This is a genomic window from Aromatoleum tolulyticum (genome assembly GCF_900156155.1).
Lineage (GTDB): Bacteria > Pseudomonadota > Gammaproteobacteria > Burkholderiales > Rhodocyclaceae > Aromatoleum > Aromatoleum tolulyticum.
This window is the reverse complement of the sequence record NZ_FTMD01000014.1, coordinates 57,469-75,043: the sequence shown is the minus strand read 5'-3', so window position 1 is coordinate 75,043 and position 17,575 is coordinate 57,469. Positions and strand designations below refer to the sequence as shown.

Genomic DNA, 17,575 nt, shown 5'->3' with positions numbered 1-17,575 from the left:
CCCCCGCTCAGGCGGTCCTGGCTTCGGCCAGGCCCAGTTCGCGCTTCATCTGCTCGCGGATCTGGAATTTCTGGATCTTGCCGGTGACCGTCATCGGGAATGTCTCGACGAAGCGGATGTAGCGCGGCACCTTGTAGTGCGCGATCTGGCCCTGGCAGAAGTCGCGCACCTCGGTTTCGGTGAGGGTCTGGCCTTCGCGCACGATCACCCACGCGCACAGCTCCTCGCCGTATTTCTGGTCCGGCACGCCGACGACCTGCACGTCGAGGATCTTCGGGTGGCGGTAGAGGAATTCCTCGATCTCGCGCGGATAGAGGTTCTCGCCGCCGCGGATCACCATGTCCTTGATGCGGCCGACGATGTTGCAGAACCCCTCCTCGTCGATCGTCGCGAGGTCGCCGGTGTGCATCCAGCCGCCGGCATCGATCGCTTCGCGCGTCTTGGCCTCGTCTTCCCAGTAGCCGAGCATCACCGAGTAGCCGCGCGTGCACAGCTCACCCGGCGTGCCGCGCGGGACGATGCGGCCTTCGTTGTCGACGATCTTCACTTCGAGATGCGGCTGGACGCGGCCGACGGTGGACACGCGGCGGTCGAGCGGGTCGTCGGTGCCGCTCTGGAAGCTCACCGGGGAGGTCTCGGTCATGCCGTAGGCGATCGTCACTTCGCGCATGTTCATCTTGTCGATGACGCGCTTCATGACCTCGATCGGGCACGGGCTGCCGGCCATGATGCCGGTCCGCAGGCGCGACAGGTCGAAGTCGTTGAAGCGCGGGTGATCGAGCATCGCGATGAACATCGTCGGCACGCCGTAGCTCGCGGTGCAGCGCTCCTCGGCGAGGGTTTCGAGCGTCGCCAGCGGGTCGAAGGCTTCGGCCGGGTAGACCATCGTCGCGCCGTGCGTGAGGCAGCCGAGGTTGCCCATCACCATGCCGAAGCAGTGGTAGAGCGGCACCGGGATGCACAGGCGGTCGCCTTCGACGAGGCGGATCGCTTCGCCGGCGAAGAAGCCGTTGTTGAGGATGTTGTGGTGCGACAGCGTCGCGCCCTTGGGCTGGCCGGTGGTGCCGGAGGTGAACTGGATGTTGATCGGGTCGTCGAACTGCAGCTCCTCGCCCAAGGCTTCGAGTGCGTCGAGTTCGTCGCCGGTGGGCGCGTGCAGCAGGTCGTCGAAGCTCAGCATGCCGTGGGTTCGCTCGGCCCCCATGCGGACGACGATTTCAAGCGTCGGCAGCTTCGCGGCCTGCAGCTTGCCGGCTTCGGACTGCGCGAGCTCGGGGGCGAGGTCGCCGATCATTTCAAGGTAGTTGCTGCTCTTGAACGCCGGCGACATGATCAGCGCGCGGCAGCCGACCTTGTTGAGCGCGTATTCGAGTTCGGCGCGGCGGTAGGCGGGGTTGATGTTCACCAGCACGAGGCCGGCCTTCGCGGTCGCGAACTGGGTCAGCGCCCATTCCACGTTGTTCTGGGACCAGATGCCGATGCGCTCGCCGCGCTTGAGACCCAGGCGCATCAGGCTGCAGGCGAGGGCGTCGACGCGCTGCTTGAGCGCCGCGTAGGTGAGGCGCACGTTCTGGTGGCGCACGACGAGGGCCTCGCGTGCGGCGTGGCGGGCGCAGGCTTCGTCGAAGAAGCGGCCGATGGTCTGGCCGATGAGGCGCTTTTCGGAGGCGCCGTGGACGTAGCTCAACTGGGTCATGGTGTCTCTCTCCACTTTATCGATTCGATGTCTTCTTTTGCGTTTTGCGGGCCAAGCGCCAGTAACGCGGGACATGGGAAAGCACACACCGGCCGGGGCGCGAGGCGCCGGCCGGTGTGGTGGCAGCAGATGCGGATCAGCCCTTCGCCGGCTCGAACTCGACGAGTTCCGCGCCGTCGCCGACCTGGTCGCCGACCGCGAAGCGGAAGGCCTTGAGGGTGCCGGCGGCGGGCGCCGTGATGGTGTGCTCCATCTTCATCGCCTCGAGGATCAGCAGCGGCGCGCCCTTCTCGACCTTGCTGCCGGCTTCGGCGAGCAGCGCGATGACCTTGCCGGGCATCGGCGCGAGCAACCCGCCTTCGGCGCCGCCGCCCTCGCCCGCATGATGCAGCGGGTCGACATTGGCGAGCTGCCAGGTGCGACCGTCGAGGAAGACGTGGCGTTTCTCACCCGCGACGATCACGGTGGCACCCATGCGCCGGCCGTCGAATTCGACGCGCAGGCCACCACGGTCGTCGAGCTTGCCGCGCGCCTCGGTGCTGCGACCATCGACCGTGAGGGTGTAACGGTCACGTCCGCGGTAGGCGACGGTGACGGCCTTCTGCGTCTCGCCGAAGCGGAACAGCAGTTCGCGGCTGGCCGTGGCATTGAGCCGCCAGCCATCGCGCGCATGCCACGGCGAACCGGGGTCGTTGCCGCGCTCGGCTTCGTCCTCGGCCCACGCCGCCTCGCGCAGTAGTTCACCGAGTGCGACGACGAGATAGACCTCGGCCGGCGGAACTTCGCCTTCCGGGAAGAGGTAGGCCTTCTCGCGTTCGATCAGGCCCGTGTCGAGATCGGCATTGGCGAAGGCCGGGCAGTTCGTCAGGCGCGACAGGAACTCGATGTTGTTGGCGACGCCGACGACACGGTAGTCCGCGAGCGCCTGCAGCATGCGCGCGAGCGCCTGGTCGCGGGTTTCGTCCCACACGATGAGCTTCGCGATCATCGGGTCGTAGAACGGGCTGATCTCGTCGCCCTCCTCGACGCCGGTGTCGACGCGCACATGCAGGCCTTCGGCCGGCGGCGCGAGGTGCACGAGCTTGCCGGTCGAGGGCAGGAAGCCCTTCGCCGGGTCTTCCGCGTAGATGCGCGCTTCGAGCGCGTGGCCGCGAATCTGCAGTTGCTCCTGCGCGAGCGGCAGCGGTTCGCCCGAGGCGACACGCAGTTGCCACTCGACGAGGTCGAGGCCGGTGATCATCTCGGTGACCGGATGCTCGACCTGCAGCCGCGTGTTCATCTCCATGAAGTAGAACGAGCCGTCCTGGTTGGCGATGAACTCGACCGTGCCGGCGCCGACATAGCCGACCGCCTTCGCCGCCTCGACCGCGGCCTTGCCCATCGCGGCACGGCGCTCGGGCGTCATGCCCGGCGCGGGCGCTTCCTCGAGCACCTTCTGGTGGCGGCGCTGCACCGAACAGTCACGCTCGAAGAGGTACACGCAGTTGCCGTGGGTGTCGCCGAAGACCTGGATCTCGATGTGGCGTGGGCGAATGATGTACTTCTCGACCAGCACGTGCTCGTCGCCGAAGGAGGACGCGGCTTCACGCTTGCACGAAGCCAGCGCGGCGATGAAGTCTTCCGACTTCTCGACCAGACGCATGCCCTTGCCGCCGCCGCCGGCTGCGGCCTTGATCAGCACCGGGTAGCCGATCTGGTCGGCCTGCTCGTGCAGGTAATCCGGGTCCTGGTTGTCACCGTGGTAGCCGGGAGTCAGCGGCACGCGGGCCGCTTCCATCAGCTTCTTCGCTTCGGACTTCGAGCCCATCGCGCGGATCGCGGAGACCGGCGGTCCGATGAAGACAATGCCTTCGCGCTCGCAGGCGTCACAGAAGTCCTCGTTCTCGGAGAGGAAACCGTAGCCGGGGTGGATCGCCTGCGCACCAGTCTGCTTCGCAGCGGCGATGATGCGGTCGATGACGAGGTAGCTTTCCTTGACGGCCGCGGGGCCGATCAGCACGGCCTCGTCGGCGAGGCGCACGTGGCGGGCGTTGGCGTCGGCTTCGGAATACACGGCGACGGTCTTGATGCCCATGCGGCGCGCGGTCTTGATCACTCTACAAGCGATCTCGCCGCGGTTCGCAATCAGGATCTTTTCGAACATGTTTGTCTCCCCTTCCCTTACATCCGGAACAAGCCGAACTTCGTCTGCGGGATCGGCGCGTTGAGCGTCGCCGACAGCGACAGCCCCAGCACGCGGCGGCTCTGCGCCGGGTCGATCACGCCGTCGTCCCACAGGCGCGCGGTGGCGTAGTAGGGGTGGCCCTGCACTTCGTATTGTTCGCGGATCGGCGCCTTGAACGCCTCCTCGTCTTCCTTGCTCCAGGTGCCGCCCTTGGCTTCGATGCCGTCGCGGCGCACGGTGGAGAGCACGCTCGCGGCCTGCTCGCCGCCCATCACGGAGACACGAGCGTTGGGCCACATCCACAGGAAGCGCGGGCTGTAGGCACGGCCGCACATGCCGTAGTTGCCAGCACCGAAGGAGCCGCCCATGATCATCGTGAGCTTGGGCACCTGGGCGGTCGCGACCGCCGTCACCATCTTCGCGCCGTCCTTGGCGATGCCGCCGTTCTCGTACTTGCGCCCGACCATGAAGCCGGTGATGTTCTGCAGGAAGAGCAGCGGGATGCCGCGCTGCGCGCACAGCTCGACGAAGTGCGCGCCCTTCTGCGCCGATTCGCCGAACAGGATGCCGTTGTTGGCGACGATACCGACCGGGTAGCCGTAGAGCTGGGCGAAACCGGTGACGAGCGTCGTGCCGTAGCGCGGCTTGAATTCGTCGAAGCGCGATCCGTCGACGACGCGGGCGATGACTTCGCGCACGTCGTAGGGCTTGCGCGGATCGGCGGGGATGATGCCGTAGAGCTCTTCGGGGTCGTAGAGCGGCTCTTCGCCGGCGCCGACCTTGAGCGACACGGGCTTCTGGCGATTGAGGTTAGCCACGATGCGGCGCGCGATGTAGAGCGCGTGCGCGTCGTTCTCGGCGAGGTGGTCGGCAACACCGGAAATGCGCGTATGCACGTCGCCGCCGCCGAGGTCTTCGGCGCTGACGACTTCACCCGTCGCGGCCTTCACCAGCGGCGGCCCACCGAGGAAGATCGTGCCCTGGTTCTTGACGATCACCGCCTCGTCGCTCATCGCCGGCACGTACGCGCCGCCAGCGGTGCAGGAGCCCATCACCACCGCGATCTGCGGGATGCCCTGCGCGCTCATGTTGGCCTGGTTGAAGAAGATGCGGCCGAAGTGATCGCGGTCGGGGAAGACTTCATCTTGCGTCGGCAGGTTCGCGCCACCGGAGTCGACCAGGTACACGCAGGGCAGGTTGTTCATCTGCGCGATTTCCTGCGCGCGCAGGTGCTTCTTCACCGTCATGGGGAAGTAGCTGCCGCCCTTCACGGTCGCATCGTTGGCGACGATCATGCACTCGACGCCCTTCACGCGGCCGATGCCGGCGATCACTCCGGCCGAGGGTGCGTCGCCGTCGTACATGCCGTAGGCCGCCATCTGGCCGACTTCGAGGAAGGGTGTGCCGGGATCGAGCAGGTGATTGACGCGATCACGCGGAAGCAGTTTGCCGCGCGCGGTGTGCTTCGCCCGCGCCGACTCGCCGCCGCCGAGGGCCACTTCCGCTGCCTTGTCGCGCAGGTCGCCGACGAGCTTGCGCATCGCCTCGGCGTTGCCCGCGAAGTCCGGGCTGCGCGTGTTGATCGAAGATTTGATGACGCTCATGTCTCCATCCTTTTCTTGTGAGGGAGAAAGGTTTCGGCCCCCTCCCCTTCAAGGGGAGGGCTGGGGTGGGGATGGGTTGACGGTGCAAATGCCAATTGGCGGCGCTTCCTTCCACCCATCCCCCACCTGTCCTCCCCCTTGAAGGGGGAGGAACCTGCTAACTGCGCTGTCCCTTACCGACTCACATCGTCTCCGCGAACAGTTCGCGACCGATCAGCATGCGGCGGATCTCGCTCGTGCCGGCGCCGATCTCATACAGTTTCGCGTCGCGCCACAGGCGGCCGGTCGCGTATTCGTTGGTGTAGCCGACGCCACCCAGGGTCTGGATCGATTCGCCCGCCATCCACGTCGCCTTCTCGGCCGAGTACAGGATCGCGCCGGCGGCATCCTTGCGCAGCGTGCGCGCGTGATCCGCGCGGTCGCACGCCTGCCCGACCGCATACACATAGGCGCGCGTCGCATTCCACACCGAGTACATATCGGCGACTTTGCCCTGCATCAGCTGGAACTCGCCGATCGCCTGGCCGAACTGCTTGCGCTCGTGCAGGTAGGGCACGACCACGTCCATGCACGCCGCCATGATGCCCAGCGGGCCGCCGCACAGCACCGTGCGCTCGTAGTCGAGGCCGCTCATCAGCACCTTCACGCCGTTGCCGACGCCGCCGAGCACGTTCTCTTCCGGCACTTCGACATCGTCGAAGAACAGCGGGAAGGTGTTCGAGCCGCGCATGCCGAGCTTGTCGAGGTGGGTGCCGTGGCTGAAGCCCTTCATGCCCTTCTCGATGATGAAGGCGGTCATGCCCTTCGGGCCGGCGTTGATGTCGGTCTTCGCATACACGACCAGCGTGTCGGCGTCGCCGCCGTTGGTGATCCACATCTTGGCGCCGTTGAGCACGTAGCGGTCGCCCTTCTTGTCGGCGCGCAGCTTCATCGACACGACGTCGGAACCCGCGTTCGGCTCGCTCATCGCCAGCGCGCCGACGTGGTCACCCGAGATCAGCTTGGGCAGGTACTTGTCCTTCTGCGCGGCGTTGCCGTTGCGGCGGATCTGGTTCACGCACAGGTTCGAGTGCGCGCCGTAGGACAGACCTACCGAGGCGGACGCGCGCGAGATCTCTTCCATCGCGATGATGTGCGCGAGGTAGCCCATGCCGGTGCCGCCGTATTCCTCCTCGACGGTCATCCCGAGCAGACCCATGTCGCCGAACTTCTTCCACAGGTCGGCGGGAAATTCGTTCTCGCGGTCGATCGCGGCAGCGCGCGGGGCGATCTCGGCCTCGGCGAACTGGCGCACCGCGTCGCGCAGCGCATCGATGGTTTCACCGTGGTGGAAGTTCAGGCAGGGGATGTTCATCGGGGGTCTCCTCGTTCCTTGGTGGCTGTTCGTTTTCGGGACGTCGCCAGATGCAGCTTAGACGCCCGCGGGCAAGACTGTTTGACCGCGTAAGAGTAGGCCCGCACGCGACGCAGCGGGCGCCAAGGTGGTTGCAAATCCTGCCAAGCGACTTATGATTCGGCGATGGCAACCGTGATCCCTTCCGTCGGCGATCCCACGCGCGGCCCCGCTGCGACGCCGGTCGCCTTCATCCGTGCGATCGTCGGCGCCTACCGCCGCTACGGGATCAATCCTGCCAACGCCTTGCGCGAGGCGCAGATTCTGCCGACGGCACTCGACGACCCCGCCGCGCGCGTGACCGCAGCACAGATGGAGATCATGTCCGCGGTCGCGATGCAGGAGCTCGACGACGAGGCGCTGGGCTGGTTCTCGCGCCGCCTGCCGTGGGGCAGCTACGGCATGCTGTGCCGCGCGTCGATCACCGCACCCGACCTCGGCGTCGCGCTCAAGCGGTGGTGCCGGCACCACCGCCTGCTCACGGACGACATCCTGCTGCACCTCGACGACGACGGCGCGGTCGCGACGCTACGTATCGAGGTGCGTCGCTATCTCGGCGAGATGCACGAGTTCTGCCTCGTGACGCTGCTGCGCTACGTACTGGGCTACGCCTGCTGGGCGATCGATTCGCGCATCCCGCTGCTCGCAGCCTCCTTCCCCTTCCCCGCGCCGCCGCACCGCGGCGTGTATCCGCTGCTGTTCCAGGGTCCGGTGCACTTCGACGCCGAACGCGCCGAGATCCGCTTCGACGCGCAATACCTGCGCCTGCCGCTGCGGCGCGACGAGGCCGCGCTGCAGCAGATGCTGCGCCGCGCGCTGCCGCTCACGGTGCTGCAATACCGCCGCGACCGCCTGCTGGTGCAGCGCGTGCGCCACCTGCTGCGCGAACGCCTCGACGAAGGCGCGACCGCCGAGACGCTGGCCGAACGCCTGCACCTGTCGCCGCGCACGCTGCACCGCCAGCTCGATGAGGAAGGTGCATCGTTGCAGCAATTGAAGGACGAGGCGCGGCGCGAGCGTGCGATCGAACTGCTGAATCGCACCAGCCGCCCGGTCAAACAGATCGCGCAGGCCGTCGGATTCCGCAACGAGAAGAGCTTTTCGCGCGCGTTCCGGCAATGGACCGGCGAGTCGCCCGGAGCCTTCCGGGAAAGACAGATCAAGGTTCGCGGCGCGCACGCGGAAAGCTGATCGGCACCGCGCAGCCGTGACGCCCGCTACACGCTGAAATGCCCGACAGAGCGCTGCAGCAGACCCGCCCGCTCGGCCAGGCGCCGCGTCGTCAGACTCCGAAACATCGTTTTTGCCACCCTGTAGAAGGCACTGCCTAGGTGCACACGGCGCCGGCACGCAGCAGGGCTGCAAACGGTTCGGCGGAAAGAGGCCGGCTGAAGAAGTAACCCTGCATTTCGTCGCATCCGTGTTGGCGCAGGCACTCCAACTGGCCCGCGTCCTCGACGCCCTCGGCGATGACCGTCAGACCCAGGCTGTGGGCGAGCGACACCACGGCAGCCGTGATCGCGGCATCGGTGCGGTCGGTGGTGATATCCCTGACAAACGAGCGGTCGATCTTCAACGCGTCGATCGGGAAACCCTTGAGGCGGTTCAGGCTGGAGTAGCCGGTACCGAAGTCGTCGAGCGACAGGCGGACCCCGACCGCCTTCAGTTCCCGCATGGTCGCGATCGCCGAATTCGGATCGTCCATGAGCATGCTCTCGGTCAGCTCCAGTTCGAGAAAGGCAGGATCCAGTCCGCACGCTTCCACGGTGCGCGCGACCAGCCCCGCCAAACCCTCCTTCCTGAACTGGCACGCAGACAGGTTGACCGACATGCGTACCGGCGGCAGACCACGCTCGAGCCACGCGCGGGCCTGCAAACAGGCGGTTCGCAATACCCACTCGCCGATTGGCACGATGATGCCGGTCTCTTCCGCCAACGGAATGAACTTTGCCGGCGGCACGAGGCCCATCTGCGGATGGTGCCAACGGATCAGGGCCTCGGCGCCCACCACCTGCATCGAGCCGATATCCACCTGCGGCTGGAACTGAAGCACGAACTCGTCATTCTTCAGCGCACGGCGCAGCTTTCCCGTCAGCGCAATGCGTTCGCCGGCATGGGCGTTCATCTCCACGGCGTAGAACTGGAAATTGTTGCGCCCCTGCGCCTTCGCCCGATAAAGCGCGGTATCCGCGTTCATCAGCAGCGTCTGCACGGAGTTGCCATCCCGCGGACACAGGCTCGCACCGATGCTGCACGACACGTACAGCTCGTTGTCATCCAGTTGGTACACCCCGGTCATCGCTTCCTGGATGCGGTGGATGGCCGCCGCAACCTGCTCCTCGCTTTCGACCTCCTGCAGCGCAACGACGAACTCGTCGCCGCCCAGGCGAGCGACCGTATCCTCTTCCCGCACGCACGAGGACAGGCGCTCGGCCACCGCCTTCAGCAGGCGGTCGCCCGCATTGTGGCCGAGGCTGTCGTTGACGTACTTGAAGTGGTCGAGGTCGATGAACAGGATCGCGGCATTGCGCCGGTAGCGCTGCGCGCGCGCGATCGCCTGCTGCAGGCGGTCCGTCAGCAGCGTCCGGTTCGGCAACCCCGTCAGGCTGTCGTGACCGGCCTGGTATTCGAGCTGTTCCTGATAACGCTTGCGGTCCGCCGTGGTTCGCAGGGACACGATCCCGTACGCCAGATTCTCGGCAAGCTTGCCCAGCAGTTCGACCTCCTCGTCGTCGAAGGCACCGGTCTCTCCGGCATAGATCGCCAGCACTCCGATGACCTGCCCGTCCTTGCACAGCGGCAAGCCGACGCAGGCCTGATAGTCGCGGCCCAGCGCCTCGTGGCCGCGCACGAAACTGTCATCGTCGCGGATGCTGTTCACGACCACCGGCCGGCCCGTGCGCACGGCCCGGCCGATCGGCCCGTTCTCGCGCACGGCGCTGTCCCACGTGATCTCCAGCGTGTCGAGGTAGCCCTGTTCGTACCCGGCATGAACCACCGGACGGACGCTCTTGCGTTCGTCGTGTTCGGCGTAGCCCGCCCACGCCAGCCGGTAGCCGCCGGTTCGCGTGATGGTGTCGCAGATCTGACGCAGCAGTTCGCCTTCCTCACCGATGCGGACCAGCGCCTCGTGGCAATGCGTCAGCAGCCTGAGCGTGCGATTGAGTTTGTGCACCGTGCGCTCGGTCTGCTTCCGCTCGGTCAGGTTCTCCTTCACGGCGACCAGATGGGTGATCTGGTCGTGCGCATCACGGATCGGGGACGCCACCATGTGTTCCCAGTACAGCTCGCCGTTCTTTTGCCGATTCAGGAGCTCGCCACGCCACACCTCGCCGTTGCACAACGAGCCCCACAGGTCCTTGTAGACGCGGGTGGGCGTAGTGCCGGAACTGAAGATCCGCGGCGATTTCCCCAGCACCTCGTGCGCCTCGTAGCCGGTCACGCGGGTCACGCTCGGATTCACGTATTCGATGCGGCCGTTGCAGTCGGTGATCACCACCAGCGACGGACTCTGCTCGACCGCACGCGACAGCACCCGCAGATGCTCGACCGCACGGCGCCGCTCGGTGACGTCACGAATCACGCTGACGATGATCCGGCCCCGGTCGGCCATGTCGGACAACAGTACGGCCTGCATGTCCACCCAGCGGCGCGTACCGCCGAATCCGACGATCTCGAACTCGAGCGCGACCGGATTGCTATCGGAAATCTGCCCGGACAATCGACGCAACGCGCGAAAATGCTTTCTCGGCACCACCTCCTGCACCCTGCGCCCGACTACGTCGTTCGACTCCTCGGCCTCGATCATCTCAAGCCCCGAGCGGTTGATGCTCAGCACCCGTCCGTGCTCGTCGATCATCGCCACGCAGTCCGGCACCGTATCGACGACGGCCTGCAGCAGGCTTTCGCGATTCTCCAGTTGCCGCCGATCATGGTCGATGCGCTGCATGCAGCGTGCAGTCTGCTCCGCGAGCAGGTTCAGGTCCGCGGCGAGCTGGCCGATCTCGCCGTGACCGGCGATGATCGCCACTCGCGGGGAGAAATCGCCACAGGCGAACCGGCGACTCGCCACGGACAACTTGCGCAGCGGCACGACGATGTGACGCCGCACGGCGAGCAACGCGAGTCCCAGCAACAGGGCATCGAGCACCACCAGCCCATGCAGGTAGAACCTTGCTTCCCGCTCTTCCTCGTTGGCATGGTGCGTCAGCCCTGCGACCACCGCTTCGAGGTTGCTCAGCAGGATCGCGGCGTCGTTGACCAGATGTTCGAGATCGATCTGCGAAAGGTTCCGCTCGCTGTCCGGACGCAGCAACAGTGCGATGTCGGCACTGTAGTCCGCCCACATTTCGCGGACGATGCGCATCGCACCGATGATCGCCGGGGGCGATACCCGGACGGCGTAACCGAAGGCGTTGCCCCCCTGCTCGAGCGCCGTGAGACCCGCCTCGAACTCGCGCACGGCCAGTTCGGCCTGCGCGCCACTCGCGAACCCCCGATGCGCCAGCCCCCCCTGGAAGGCGATGCGCTGGCTCAGCATGCGCATGCGCCCGGCCACATTGATCGTGTCGGCGACGTGATGGAGTCGTTGCAGCAGACTGTCGATGACCATCGCATTGCCCACGACCAGGGACAGGAACAGCACGGACGCCAACGCGAACTTGAGTCCCAGCCCGGGGCGATGGAATTCTGCAGGGCTCATCATGTCACGCATGTTTGCGGTCTCTTCCGTCTCGCTATGGAGGCCACCTTGCCGCGATACCGCTGTGTCGCGCCCACGTACGACGTCTGCCGCAGCGCGGGGCCGATCGGCGCGCCTGCAGAAAGACCTGCTTACCGCTTACCGATGCGACACGTCTCGCACGGGGCTGCCGACACGGCGAGGCCCCGGCCGGAACGAAAATCCGCCGTCTTGTGATAGGTGCCGCCTTGCACTCCCGCATCATGCAAAAAGCATATCTCCCGAGTCTGCAAGACGGGATGTCTCCGGTTTTCTTTTCATTTTTTCGACCGCCCCTCGCTCGGCGACAACACGTCTGATTCCGTCCGGATAGACGTCGTGTCAGCTGCGCTCGTCCCGAAACGCCATGAACAGGCGACCCGGAGGACCGAATCAACCGAGCGGCATTCACGCAGGCGATCGAGCGCACACTATGAAAGCTCTGCCGGGAAGGATCCATACTCCCTTCGGCCGAGCCGACATAGCCAGAAATGGCTACCGCAGCCCCCCCAGGCTCGCGCCCTTACGTCTTTTGGACTATTGACGACAACGGGGGAGCGTCGGTAACGCCGGAAAAGTCGCGCTCCACGCATTGGCCGCGGCTGCGGCTCCGCGGCCGCCGCTTCGCCGTGCGCGCGGGCACTACACTCTCATCGAGAAAAGGCGAGCCGCGCCCCGAGTGCGCGGCGATGGCCCGCGCCGGTCAGTCGTGCGCGGCGGCAGCGACCCCGCTGCCCGACAGGGCCGAGCGCTCACCGCCCCGGTGCAGGCGCGCGTGCATGCGGCGCAGGCCGAACCAGGTCGCGCCGGCAACCAGCGGCAGCGCCAGCCCGATCGCCTGGTCCACAGGCACGTCCACACCCCAGCCCTTCAGCGCCTTCAGCGCATAGGCGGCGAGGCCGATGCCGTAGTACGAGATCGCGACCACCGACAGCCCCTCGACCGCCTGCTGCAGCCTCAGCTGCAGGCGCGCGCTGCGGCTCAGGCTCTCGAGCACGCCCTGGTTCTGCCGCTCCTGCGCCAGATTGACGCGCGTGCGCAACATGTCGTTGGCGCGACTCACCTTGTGGGCGAGCGCATCCTGCCGCGCGGCCACCGACACGCAGCTATCCATCGCTGGCGCGAGTCGCCGTTCCATGAACTCGCCGATCGTCGGCACGCCCTCGATGCGCTGCTCGCGCAGTTCGCCGATGCGCGCCTGCACGATGCGGTAGTAAGCCTGTGCGGCGCTGAAGCGGTAGCCGGTCGCGTGCGACATCGCGCGCATGCGCGCGTCCAGCCGCGAGATCTCGTGCAGCAGCTGCTCCGCGTCGCCGTCGATCTCGAGTTCGCACATGCGCGCGCCGAAACCGCTCAGATCCTCCTCGATGCCGTCGAGGCGCCCTATGCCCTCGCGCGCGAGCGGCAGCGCGAGCAGCGCCATCATCAGGTAGGTCTCGATCTCGCAGATGCGCTGCACGAGCCGCCCCATCTGCGCCTCGCGTAGCCCGGTATCGCGCACCAGGTAACGCGAGAAGCCGTCCGGGCCGACCTGGAAGTCGGTCCAGATCTCGCCCCCGGAGAGCACGCGGCTGCCGACCAGCGGCGGCATCGGGAACAGCCCGTGCAGGCGTTCGTCGGCGAGGTCGAGCGGTTCGCCCACCTCCGCGTGGATGTGCGAGGCGACGACGACCGATGCACCGAGCGATTCGAGCCAGTCCATCGGCACGTGACGCATCGCCGTGTGCGCGAAGTCCGCGCCGCCGCACCCGGGCTCAACGAAGGTGAAGGTGGCGAATTCGGTATGCCGCTCCCACTTGATGCGGAAATGGCCGAAGTCGTGGAAGAAGTGCTGCGCTCCGTCCTTGGGGCCGGATACGCCGAAGCGTGCGCACAGAGCCTGCAGCGTACGCTCGTGCCAATCGCCACCCCGGCCGCCCCCGCCACCTTCATCGCAATGGATCGCGAGGTGCGAGACGCGTGCCGGCGCGCCGATGACCATGAAGGGCCGGGAGTGGATCTCGCTCGCAAGCGCGAGCCGCTGCGGGTGATTCAGACTGCGGGGAAGATTCATCGCGGGATGCCGCGGCGGGCGCGCTGCGCGCGATCCCGCGCGGAGCGCGCCCGCCGACCGGTCAGTTGTAGCCGAGCACGACCACCGCAGCGAGGTCGCGGCGCTCCGCCTCGACCTGGGTGTCGTAATCCTCGCAGCGCGGATCGACGCGGCGCTTCAACCGGCTCGCGAGTTCGCTGCCGATCTTCGCACCGGCCTTGCCGGCGATGAATCCGAATTCCTTGGTAACTGCCTGTTGTTGGGGAATCATATTTTCTGTCTCCGATTCGAGCGTCGTGAAAAGAAGGAAAACAATCGGCTTTTCCCGGAGCGATGCTCCGCCTTCCCTGTGCGCACCTTGGCGTCGTTTATCGTTATTGGGGTGCCGACTGGCTGACGCGAATTCTTGTGCAAGCGCCGGACATGCTCAAACGAAATAAACTACGAAGATCGTGACTCGGAGGAAGTATCCATGCGCCGGCGCATTCCCAGCATCGAGGCGCTCGTTGCATTCGAGGCCGCCGCGCGCCACCTGAGTTTCACGCGCGCAGCCGACGCGCTGTCGCTCACGCAGAGCGCGGTATGCAAGCAGATCGCCTCGCTCGAGGACTATCTCGGCGTGCCGCTGTTCAACCGCATCAGGAAGCGCATTTCGCTGACCGAGGCCGGGTCGATCTACGCCAAGCGTGTTGCCGAGGATCTCGACCGGCTGGAGCGCCATACGGTTTCGCTGATGTCGCACCGCGGCGAGCGCAACGTGCTGGAACTGGCGGTGATTCCGACTTTCGGTTCGCGCTGGCTGATTCCGCGGCTCGCCCAGTTCCATGCGGCCAATCCGGGGATCACCGTGAATCTGACGACGCGCTCGGATCCCTTCGTATTCACCGAGACGCCGTTCGACGCCGCCATCCATTTCGGCTCGTCGACGTGGCCGGGCGCCATCTCGCACCCGTTGTTCGGCGAGGAGATGGTGCCGGTGTGCAGCCCCGCGCTGCTGCGCGAACACCCCTGCAGCGAACCGCGCGAGCTCGCACGGCTGCCGCTGCTGCATCAGGTGAATCGCCACGCCGCATGGCAACGCTGGTTCGAGGCCGCGGGCGTGAAGGACGCGGATGCGATGAGCGGCCCGCGCTTCGACCTGTTCTCGATGCTCGTGGAGGCCGCCTGCGCGGGACTGGGCGTGGCCCTCGTTCCGCGTTTCCTGGCACTGAGCGAGCTGGAATCGGGGCAACTGATCATCCCCTTCGACCTGCCGCTGCGCTCCGAGATGGCCTACCACCTCGTCTATCCCGATCCGCCGAGCACAAACCCGGCCCTGCGGCGTTTTACCGACTGGCTGCTGGCCGAGGCAGCGGCCTACCGGGGCGCGCCGAGCAGGCCGGTGCAGGACTCAGTGAACGCGCCAGAAAGCCGATTGCGATAGAGGTGCCTCGAAGTCGGCCAAGGACATAAACCGTCGGGCAGGAAGCGCGCAGCGAATGCCGGCGCGCGGCGGACGATGGGGGGGATTACATTCCGCCCTACGGACCCTCAGACCCCCAGATAGCGGTGCCACAAGGTACGCTCGGCATCCAGCTCCGCCGAACTCCCCGCCCACGCGACCCGCCCGCGTTCGAGGATGATGTGGCGGTCGGCGAGCTTCACGAGGCGTTCGACGTACTTGTCGACGACCAGCGTCGTCTGGCCGGCCTCCTTGAGCCGCGCGAGGCAGCGCCAGATCTCCTCGCGGACCACCGGCGCAAGCCCTTCGGTCGCCTCGTCGAGGATCAGCAGGCGCGGGTTCGTCGACAGCGCCCGCGCGATCGCGAGCATCTGCTGCTCGCCGCCGGAGAGCTGGTTGCCGAGGTTACCGGCGCGCTCCTTCAGGCGCGGGAAGAGCGCGTACAGGCGCTCCAGCGTCCACGGCTCGCGCGTGCCGCTGCGGTTGTCTGCGAACGCAACCAGGTGCTCGCGCACGCTCAGATTCGGGAAGCACTGGCGCCCTTCCGGCACGATCGCAACGCCCAGGCGCGCGATCGCATCCGCGGACAGACCGTGGATCGCCTGCCCGTCGAAGCGGATCTCGCCGCGCCGCGCGCGCAGGCCGCCGATCACCGTCTTGATCGTGGTGCTCTTGCCCATGCCGTTGCGCCCGAGCAGGGTCACAACCTCGCCCGCGCGGATGTCGAAATCGAGCCCGAACAGCACCTGGCTCGCCCCATAGCCGGCCTCGAGGCCGAGGCAGCTCAGCAGCACCTCGCGGCTCATCGCAGCTCCTCCGTGCCCAGATACACCGCCTGCACCTCGGGATGCTCGCGGATGTAGGCGGTGTCGCCGGACGCGAGCACCTTGCCGTAGTCCAGCACCGAGATACGGTCGGCGAGTTGGAACACCGCGTCCATGTCGTGCTCGATCAGCAGGATCGCCGCTTCCGCACGCAGGCGCGCGATCAGCTCGACCATCTGCTGCGAATCCTCCGGCCCCATGCCCGCCATCGGCTCGTCCAGCAGCAACAGCTTCGGCCGTGCGGCGAGCGCGAGCGCGACGTCGAGCTTGCGCTGCACGCCGTGCGGCAGCGTGCCGGCGACCCGATCCAGCATGTCCTCCAGGCCGACCTTGTGCGCGAGTTCCAGCGCCCGCTCGCGCAAGCCCGCCTCGGTGGAACGCCGTCTGAAACAGCGAAAGCTCGACCCGGAATGCGCCTGCACCGCCAACAGCAGGTTGTCGCGCACCGAATCGCCGCGGAACACGCTGGTGATCTGGAAGCAGCGCGACAGGCCGTGCCGCACGCGATCGTGGGCGCTCATCGCGGTGAGCTCGACGCCGTCGAGCACGATGGAACCCCCGTCGGCCGGCAGCAGCCCGGAAATCAGGTTCACGAGCGTCGATTTGCCGGCGCCGTTCGGGCCGATCAGCGCATGCACTTCGCCCGGCTCGACCGAGAGGCTGACGCGGTCGGTCGCGACCAGCCCGCCGAAGCGCTTCACGAGGTCCTGCGCGACGAAGAGGCTCATGCGGAGCTCCTGTCGTCGAACAACCCCGCGAGCCCGCGCGGCGCGGCGAACACGACCGCGATCAGCATGAGTCCCAGCGGCCAGTGCCAATATTCGGTGTACAGCTTGAGCACTTCCGACAGCACGAGCCACACCGCGACGCCCAGCACCGCGCCCCAGCGCCGACCCAATCCGCCGAGGACCACCATCACGAGGAGGGTCGCGGACTCGGTCCAGTGCATCGTCGACGGGCTGACGAAGTTGTTGTGGCTCGCGAGCAAGGCGCCGGCGAGCCCCGCGAGTGCGCCCGCGCCGGTGAAGGCGGCAAGCTTCAGGCGATACACCGGATAACCGAGCGCCTCCATGCGCGTCTCGTTGTCGCGGATGCCGGTGAGCGCGTGGCCGAAGCGCGACACCGCGGCGCGGCTCGCGAATGAGAACACCAGCGCGGCGATCGCGAGCACGACCCAGAAGAACAGCGCTGCATCGCCCGTCGTCCTGCCCGCCCCCAGTTCCAGCGGCGAATACAGCCCGTAACCGTCGTCGCCGCCGTAGGCCGACAGCGACACGGCGAGGTAGTACAGCATCTGCGCGAAGGCCAGCGTGATCATCAGGAAATACACGCCGCGCGTGCGCAGCGACACCGCACCGATCAGCGCGGCGAATGCGCCCGAGACCAGCACCGCGGCACCCCATGCAGTCCATGCGGAACTCACTCCGGCATCGACGAGCGCGACGACCGTGTAGGCCCCCACGCCGATGAAGCCCGCGTGGCCCAGCGCCGCCATTCCGCCGTAGCCGAGGATGAAGTTGAGGCTGGTCGCCGCGATCATCACGATCAGCATGCGGCGCACGAAGCCGACGTAGTAGTCGAGTCCGAGCTGCGCGCCGACGACCGGCAGGAGCGCCAGCGCGACGAGCAACGCCCACGGCAGCCAGCGCGCAACGCCGCCCGACGACGGGATCGCGGCGGAATGAAGCTCGTCACTCATCG

The 17,575-nt window shown here is 66.9% G+C and carries 12 protein-coding genes; 2 read left to right on the top strand and 10 right to left on the bottom strand.

All coding sequences use genetic code 11. From position 1 onward, the window contains the following. Positions 1-7 precede the first annotated feature (7 nt). From BW991_RS18730 to BW991_RS18715, 4 genes are all read right to left on the bottom strand, one after another. Positions 8-1,696 (bottom strand): AMP-binding protein, encoded by a 1,689-nt coding sequence (locus tag BW991_RS18730; RefSeq protein WP_076603643.1) that lies wholly within the window; start codon positions 1,694-1,696, stop codon positions 8-10. Positions 1,697-1,832: 136 nt separating this feature from the next. Next, a complete protein-coding gene (locus BW991_RS18725; RefSeq protein ID WP_076603642.1) occupies positions 1,833-3,839 on the bottom strand; it encodes an acetyl/propionyl/methylcrotonyl-CoA carboxylase subunit alpha in 2,007 nt (668 codons plus the stop codon). A 17-nt stretch (positions 3,840-3,856) separates the two neighbouring features. Further along, positions 3,857-5,464, bottom strand: coding sequence for a carboxyl transferase domain-containing protein (locus tag BW991_RS18720; RefSeq protein ID WP_076603641.1), 1,608 nt, complete (start codon positions 5,462-5,464; stop codon positions 3,857-3,859). A 181-nt stretch (positions 5,465-5,645) separates the two neighbouring features. Beyond that, complete coding sequence (locus BW991_RS18715; protein ID WP_076603640.1) at positions 5,646-6,818, bottom strand: isovaleryl-CoA dehydrogenase; 1,173 nt, start codon at positions 6,816-6,818, stop codon at positions 5,646-5,648. A 165-nt stretch (positions 6,819-6,983) separates the two neighbouring features. On the opposite strand from BW991_RS18715, the gene BW991_RS18710 reads away from it, so the two are divergent. Further along, positions 6,984-8,048, top strand: a complete 1,065-nt coding sequence (locus BW991_RS18710; protein WP_076603639.1) for an AraC family transcriptional regulator — start codon at positions 6,984-6,986, stop codon at positions 8,046-8,048. A 136-nt stretch (positions 8,049-8,184) separates the two neighbouring features. On the opposite strand, the gene BW991_RS18705 is transcribed toward BW991_RS18710, so the two are convergent. From BW991_RS18705 to BW991_RS18695, 3 genes are all read right to left on the bottom strand, one after another. Then, positions 8,185-11,571 (bottom strand): EAL domain-containing protein, encoded by a 3,387-nt coding sequence (locus BW991_RS18705; RefSeq protein ID WP_084205154.1) that lies wholly within the window; start codon positions 11,569-11,571, stop codon positions 8,185-8,187. A gap of 709 nt (positions 11,572-12,280) precedes the next feature. After that, positions 12,281-13,630 carry a DUF3422 family protein gene (locus BW991_RS18700; RefSeq protein ID WP_076603637.1) on the bottom strand — a complete coding sequence of 450 codons (1,350 nt, stop codon included), beginning with the start codon at positions 13,628-13,630 and terminating at the stop codon, positions 12,281-12,283. A 61-nt stretch (positions 13,631-13,691) separates the two neighbouring features. Continuing rightward, the gene (locus BW991_RS18695; RefSeq protein WP_076603636.1) at positions 13,692-13,880 is read right to left on the bottom strand and encodes a hypothetical protein; all 189 of its coding nucleotides are present in this window, start codon (positions 13,878-13,880) and stop codon (positions 13,692-13,694) included. 201 nt (positions 13,881-14,081) lie between these two features. On the opposite strand from BW991_RS18695, the gene gcvA reads away from it, so the two are divergent. Then, positions 14,082-15,032, top strand: a complete 951-nt coding sequence (gene gcvA, locus BW991_RS18690; protein ID WP_076603635.1) for a transcriptional regulator GcvA — start codon at positions 14,082-14,084, stop codon at positions 15,030-15,032. Between the two features lie 107 nt (positions 15,033-15,139). Here gcvA and BW991_RS18685 read toward each other — a convergent pair whose 3' ends face one another. Genes BW991_RS18685 through BW991_RS18675 form a run of 3 tightly spaced genes read right to left on the bottom strand, consistent with a single transcriptional unit; the run spans position 15,140 to position 17,573 of the window. After that, on the bottom strand, positions 15,140-15,856 hold the full coding sequence (locus BW991_RS18685) for an ABC transporter ATP-binding protein (protein WP_076603634.1): 717 nt from the start codon (positions 15,854-15,856) through the stop codon (positions 15,140-15,142). Beyond that, positions 15,853-16,602 carry an ABC transporter ATP-binding protein gene (locus BW991_RS18680; protein ID WP_076603633.1) on the bottom strand — a complete coding sequence of 250 codons (750 nt, stop codon included), beginning with the start codon at positions 16,600-16,602 and terminating at the stop codon, positions 15,853-15,855. The genes BW991_RS18685 and BW991_RS18680 overlap by 4 nt, the downstream gene beginning before the upstream one ends. Continuing rightward, entirely contained in the window at positions 16,599-17,573 is a 975-nt protein-coding gene (locus tag BW991_RS18675; RefSeq protein ID WP_076603632.1) for a branched-chain amino acid ABC transporter permease, read from the bottom strand. The genes BW991_RS18680 and BW991_RS18675 overlap by 4 nt, the downstream gene beginning before the upstream one ends. Between the last annotated feature and the right edge of the window lie 2 nt (positions 17,574-17,575).

Bases quoted from the DNA above. Each gene is read 5' to 3' on its own strand.
- BW991_RS18715 (WP_076603640.1), bottom strand. From the start codon at position 6,818: ATGAACATCCCCTGCCTGAACTTCCACCACGGTGAAACCATCGATGCG.
- BW991_RS18705 (WP_084205154.1), bottom strand. From the start codon at position 11,571: ATGCGTGACATGATGAGCCCTGCAGAATTCCATCGCCCCGGGCTGGGA.
- gcvA (WP_076603635.1), top strand. From the start codon at position 14,082: ATGCGCCGGCGCATTCCCAGCATCGAGGCGCTCGTTGCATTCGAGGCC.
- BW991_RS18695 (WP_076603636.1), bottom strand. From the start codon at position 13,880: ATGATTCCCCAACAACAGGCAGTTACCAAGGAATTCGGATTCATCGCC.
- BW991_RS18700 (WP_076603637.1), bottom strand. From the start codon at position 13,630: ATGAATCTTCCCCGCAGTCTGAATCACCCGCAGCGGCTCGCGCTTGCG.
- BW991_RS18685 (WP_076603634.1), bottom strand. From the start codon at position 15,856: ATGAGCCGCGAGGTGCTGCTGAGCTGCCTCGGCCTCGAGGCCGGCTAT.
- BW991_RS18680 (WP_076603633.1), bottom strand. From the start codon at position 16,602: ATGAGCCTCTTCGTCGCGCAGGACCTCGTGAAGCGCTTCGGCGGGCTG.
- BW991_RS18720 (WP_076603641.1), bottom strand. From the start codon at position 5,464: ATGAGCGTCATCAAATCTTCGATCAACACGCGCAGCCCGGACTTCGCG.
- BW991_RS18710 (WP_076603639.1), top strand. From the start codon at position 6,984: ATGGCAACCGTGATCCCTTCCGTCGGCGATCCCACGCGCGGCCCCGCT.
- BW991_RS18725 (WP_076603642.1), bottom strand. From the start codon at position 3,839: ATGTTCGAAAAGATCCTGATTGCGAACCGCGGCGAGATCGCTTGTAGA.
- BW991_RS18675 (WP_076603632.1), bottom strand. From the start codon at position 17,573: ATGAGTGACGAGCTTCATTCCGCCGCGATCCCGTCGTCGGGCGGCGTT.
- BW991_RS18730 (WP_076603643.1), bottom strand. From the start codon at position 1,696: ATGACCCAGTTGAGCTACGTCCACGGCGCCTCCGAAAAGCGCCTCATC.